This window comes from Curvivirga aplysinae (genome assembly GCF_009711445.1).
In the GTDB taxonomy this organism is placed as follows: domain Bacteria; phylum Pseudomonadota; class Alphaproteobacteria; order UBA8366; family Aestuariispiraceae; genus Curvivirga; species Curvivirga aplysinae.
In genome coordinates this window covers 1-3,913 of record NZ_SMMC01000045.1, presented here as the reverse complement: position 1 = coordinate 3,913, position 3,913 = coordinate 1, and the positions used below count along the sequence as shown (strand labels likewise).

The 3,913-nt window shown below is 43.5% G+C and carries 6 protein-coding genes; 5 read left to right on the top strand and 1 reads right to left on the bottom strand.

From position 1 onward, the window contains the following. Positions 1-193 precede the first annotated feature (193 nt). The 5 genes from E1160_RS00485 (at position 194) to E1160_RS00465 (ending at position 2,904) form a co-directional block, all read left to right on the top strand. On the top strand, positions 194-571 hold the full coding sequence (locus E1160_RS00485; protein WP_218048613.1) for an AtpZ/AtpI family protein: 378 nt from the start codon (positions 194-196) through the stop codon (positions 569-571). 121 nt (positions 572-692) lie between these two features. Beyond that, entirely contained in the window at positions 693-1,427 is a 735-nt protein-coding gene (locus tag E1160_RS00480) for a F0F1 ATP synthase subunit A (RefSeq protein WP_328597102.1), read from the top strand. 94 nt (positions 1,428-1,521) lie between these two features. Then, positions 1,522-1,746, top strand: coding sequence for an ATP synthase subunit C family protein (locus E1160_RS00475; RefSeq protein ID WP_155153031.1), 225 nt, complete (start codon positions 1,522-1,524; stop codon positions 1,744-1,746). Positions 1,747-1,831: 85 nt separating this feature from the next. Then, the gene (locus tag E1160_RS00470) at positions 1,832-2,401 is read left to right on the top strand and encodes a F0F1 ATP synthase subunit B family protein (protein ID WP_155153030.1); all 570 of its coding nucleotides are present in this window, start codon (positions 1,832-1,834) and stop codon (positions 2,399-2,401) included. An 11-nt stretch (positions 2,402-2,412) separates the two neighbouring features. Continuing rightward, the gene (locus E1160_RS00465) at positions 2,413-2,904 is read left to right on the top strand and encodes a F0F1 ATP synthase subunit B family protein (RefSeq protein ID WP_155153029.1); all 492 of its coding nucleotides are present in this window, start codon (positions 2,413-2,415) and stop codon (positions 2,902-2,904) included. A gap of 76 nt (positions 2,905-2,980) precedes the next feature. On the opposite strand, the gene E1160_RS00460 is transcribed toward E1160_RS00465, so the two are convergent. Next, positions 2,981-3,874, bottom strand: a complete 894-nt coding sequence (locus E1160_RS00460) for a LysR substrate-binding domain-containing protein (protein WP_155153028.1) — start codon at positions 3,872-3,874, stop codon at positions 2,981-2,983. Positions 3,875-3,913 lie beyond the last annotated feature (39 nt).

The window sequence follows — 3,913 nt, the reverse complement described above, 5'->3', positions numbered from 1 at the left end:
TCCATCTATAGTAGCACCTTCTAATCAAAAATAATACTTAAAAATTAAAGCCTTATAAGCATAAACAAATTAGAAATCTAATCTTTTATTTACAACCACTGAAATCCTTGACTTTCGATGTAAGAATTCCTAAAGTGCGCGCGATTTCGGCGTAATATTTTACGCCGCCTTTTTGTGCAAGGATAATTCATCTATGTCCAACGGCAAGGACGGTTCAGATCTTGATGAACTTGGCCGGAAAATTGAGGAAGCGAAAGCCGCCTCACCGACCATGCAAAAAATCAAGAAGAGAGCTGAAAAAAACGAGATTGATAATAGAGGTCTCAGCTTTGCAGTACGGATTGGCACAGAATTCGTGGCGGCCCTTCTTATTGGTGTCGGAATCGGATATGTATTAGATACATGGCTTGATACCAAGCCATTGTTTTTGATCATATTCTTCTTGTTCGGATCTGCTTCTGGATTCATGAATGTTTACCGGGTTGTAAATGGCATGGATATGACTATTGGTTATAAAGACCAACAGGAAAAAACAGAAGATGAAGAGCAGGATAAAACGTCTAATTCATGAGGGGTTGGAAGCTTTCTTTCGAGGATGTTCTAAAAACTTTTGAATTTATAGCGCGAGCGAGTCGGGCATAAAACCTTCCCCGGCTTTAACAGTAACGCTAGTGAAAAAGTGAGAGTGCAACGTGGCTGGTCCTATCGCACAATTCGAAATTAAGGCTTTGGGTGCAGAAGCTGGTGCTTCTCTATCCGAAATGCCTTTCCACACATTCACTAACTCCAGTCTATGGATGTTGATTACCGTTGCTGCGGTTTCAATTTTCATGATTGTTGGCATGAACCGACGTGAGTTGGTTCCTGGTCCTTGGCAATCGCTGGCTGAGTCAGTGTATGAGTTTATCTCGGGTATGATTAAAGACAATGTGGGTGATGAAGGTCGTAAATTCTTCCCATTCATCTTTACTTTGTTCATGTTCGTCTTTTTCGGTAACTTACTGGGGCTCATTCCATATAGCTTCACCTTTACAAGTCACATCATTGCTACCTTTGCAATGGGTGCATTTGTTGTAACAGGTGTAACCCTTGTTGGTTTGTTCCGCCATGGATTTAAATTCTTTGGTTTGTTCGTTCCACATGGGGTTCCTGCTTATATGATCCCTGTAATGGTACCGATTGAGTTGATCTCATATCTATCTCGTCCTGTGAGTTTAGCAGTACGTCTTTGCGCCAATATGGTTGCGGGTCACATGCTGTTGAAAGTATTCGCAGGATTTGTTGCAGCTCTAGGCCTATTCGGGATTCTCCCGCTTGGCATGGTAGTTGTACTTACCGGTTTTGAGGTACTGGTAGCTTTCTTGCAAGCATATGTGTTTACCATTCTCACATGCTTGTATTTGAACGACAGTATCCACCTTCACTAAGATTTGGTGGACTGTTAACTCTTTTTTTACAACCGTGATTGGTCGGGCCTAAAACTGAATCCCCCGTCAATCCAACTGATAAGGAATTTTTAAAATGGAACTAGAAGCTGCAAAAATGATCGGCGCTGGCTTGGCTGTAATTGGTCTTTTCGGTGTTGGTATCGGTATTGGTAACATCTTCTCCTCTTTGATCGCATCTATCGCTCGTAACCCTGCGGTTCAGCCAAAAGTATTCCCATTGGGTATGTTGGGCTTCGCATTGGTTGAGGCTGTAGGTCTTTTCGCGTTGGTAATCGCGTTCCTAATCCTGTTCGGTTAAGAAACACGTTCGTTTCGAATGTTTAGATTTCAATCTTGATCATTCGAAGCAATTTTCTAACGAACAAGACTTGGGAGCCGGCAATATGGCGAATATTAAAAATACTCTTCTGCGGATGACAGCTGCGACAGCAGTTGTAATGCCTGCGGCTGCGCAAGCAGCTGGCGGTATGCCGCAGCTGGACCCCACAAGTTACCCTAGTCAGATCTTCTGGCTAGCTGTTTCTTTTGCAATTCTTTTCTTGGTTATGTGGAAAGTTGCGTTGCCACGTGTTGGTGAAACACTTGCCAATCGTCAACAAAAACTAACTGGTGACCTTGAAAAAGCAGAGCAGTTGAAAGCAGATGCAGAGAGAGTTCAGGAAGACCTGGATAAGGCTCTTGCAGATGCACGTGCGGACGCACATGCCGTTTTGGCAAAAGCTGCTGATGAAATTGCGCAAGCTCAACAAAAGCGTATGGATGCTTTTGAAGCCGATATGGCTTCACAGGCTGAAGAAGCTGAGAAGCGTATTTCTGCTGCTCGTGAACAAGCTATGGCTTCTGTTCGCGAAGTTGCAACAGAAGTTGCTGCATCTGTTGTGGAGAAACTCTCCGGTACAGCAGCTGATGCAAAAGCTTTGGACAAGGCACTTGATGCCGCTAAAGACGCATAAGGTAGGTAGTCATGGATAAGTTGTTAAATGATCCAACATTCTGGACTGCTGTTGCCTTTGTTATCTTTGTCCTTCTCGTGGTTTGGAAATTACGTGGTGCGATTGCAGAAGCTGCAACTGCACGCGGGAAAGCCATTCGCGAAGAACTGGAAACAGCTGAGAAGCTGAAAGAAGAAGCACAAGCTGCCTTGGCAGAGCTTCAAAAGAAGCAACGTGACGCAACTCAACAAGCTGAAGCAATTGTTGCCAATGCTAAGTCTGAAGTTGAATCAATGAAAGTAAACGCTCAGAAAACTCTGGACGAAACCCTTTCACGTCGCGAACAACAGGCGAAAGACAAGATTGCACAAGCTGAACAAGCAGCAATCAACGAAGTTCGTAACCTGGCTGTTGATATGGCGATGACTGCTTCTCGTGAAATCTTGACAGAGCAATTATCCGGTAAATCCGGTGATGCACTTCAAGATGCAGCTATCGAAGGTTTGGCGAACAAATTGCACTAAGGCGCTAGCCTTACGGTAACCTTGTTGGTACGAATTTAAAAACGGGACCCTGAGATATCAGGGTCCCGTTTTTCGTTTAGGACGCATTGTCCAACAACCATTCCCATACAAGTCTCGTTGCTTTTGATTGATGATGCGGCTTTGCACCGACCAACCAGTAAGCATCTTTTAGATGAACATGTTTATCAGGAAATACATCTATTAGTATTCGTTGCCTAAGTTCATCACGACATAATTGCTCTCTTACCAAAGCGACGCCATCTCCGGCCATGGCGGCCCGAATTACCAAATCCGAAGACGCATAAGTCGGTCCAGACTTACTTTGTTTGCGCCCAGCCACAGTTTCAAATATTTCTGGGAAATAGTTTTCAAACCAACAATGCCAACTCCCCTCGGGATCCCCATCATGAATAAGCGATGCGGTCAATAGGTCGTATTTATCTTGATATAAATCCTGCTTATTAGAAACCGCAATCAAACAGTCATCCATTAATGGTTGTTCATAAGGCTCATCCCAGCCACCGCGCCCCATGCGTATGGCAATATCAAACTCACTGATTTTGAAACTCTCAACTTTCTGATCCAACCGGATATGTATCTCAATATTTGGGTATTGTTTTTGAAATTCAGGCAGCTTCGCCATAAGCCACCGAGAGGCAATAGATGGCGTCGTAGAGATAATAACCTGATTGGAATGCTTCTCTTCCTTCAACTTCATCAGATTACTCTCAAACGGCGGAAAGAATTTGGCTAAATTCTCCCCTAATTGCTGTCCTTTTTGGGTAAATATAAGCGCCTTGGAATTTGGTCTTGTTTCTATGAGAGAAGAACCAAACCACATCTCCAATTCTTTTACATGGCGTAATACTGACGAATGGCTTACCTCAAGGGCACGCGCCGCAGCACGGATACCTTCATGAGCATAAACATGCCAGTAAGCATAGAGTGAATTTAACGGTATCGATTTCATTATGGTCTATTTTATACACCAATATTTAAAATTTCAAAA

Coding starts and splice junctions, on each gene's coding strand:
- E1160_RS00475 (WP_155153031.1), top strand. CDS start 1,522: ATGGAACTAGAAGCTGCAAAAATGATCGGCGCTGGCTTGGCTGTAATT.
- E1160_RS00465 (WP_155153029.1), top strand. CDS start 2,413: ATGGATAAGTTGTTAAATGATCCAACATTCTGGACTGCTGTTGCCTTT.
- E1160_RS00470 (WP_155153030.1), top strand. CDS start 1,832: ATGGCGAATATTAAAAATACTCTTCTGCGGATGACAGCTGCGACAGCA.
- E1160_RS00485 (WP_218048613.1), top strand. CDS start 194: ATGTCCAACGGCAAGGACGGTTCAGATCTTGATGAACTTGGCCGGAAA.
- E1160_RS00460 (WP_155153028.1), bottom strand. CDS start 3,874: ATGAAATCGATACCGTTAAATTCACTCTATGCTTACTGGCATGTTTAT.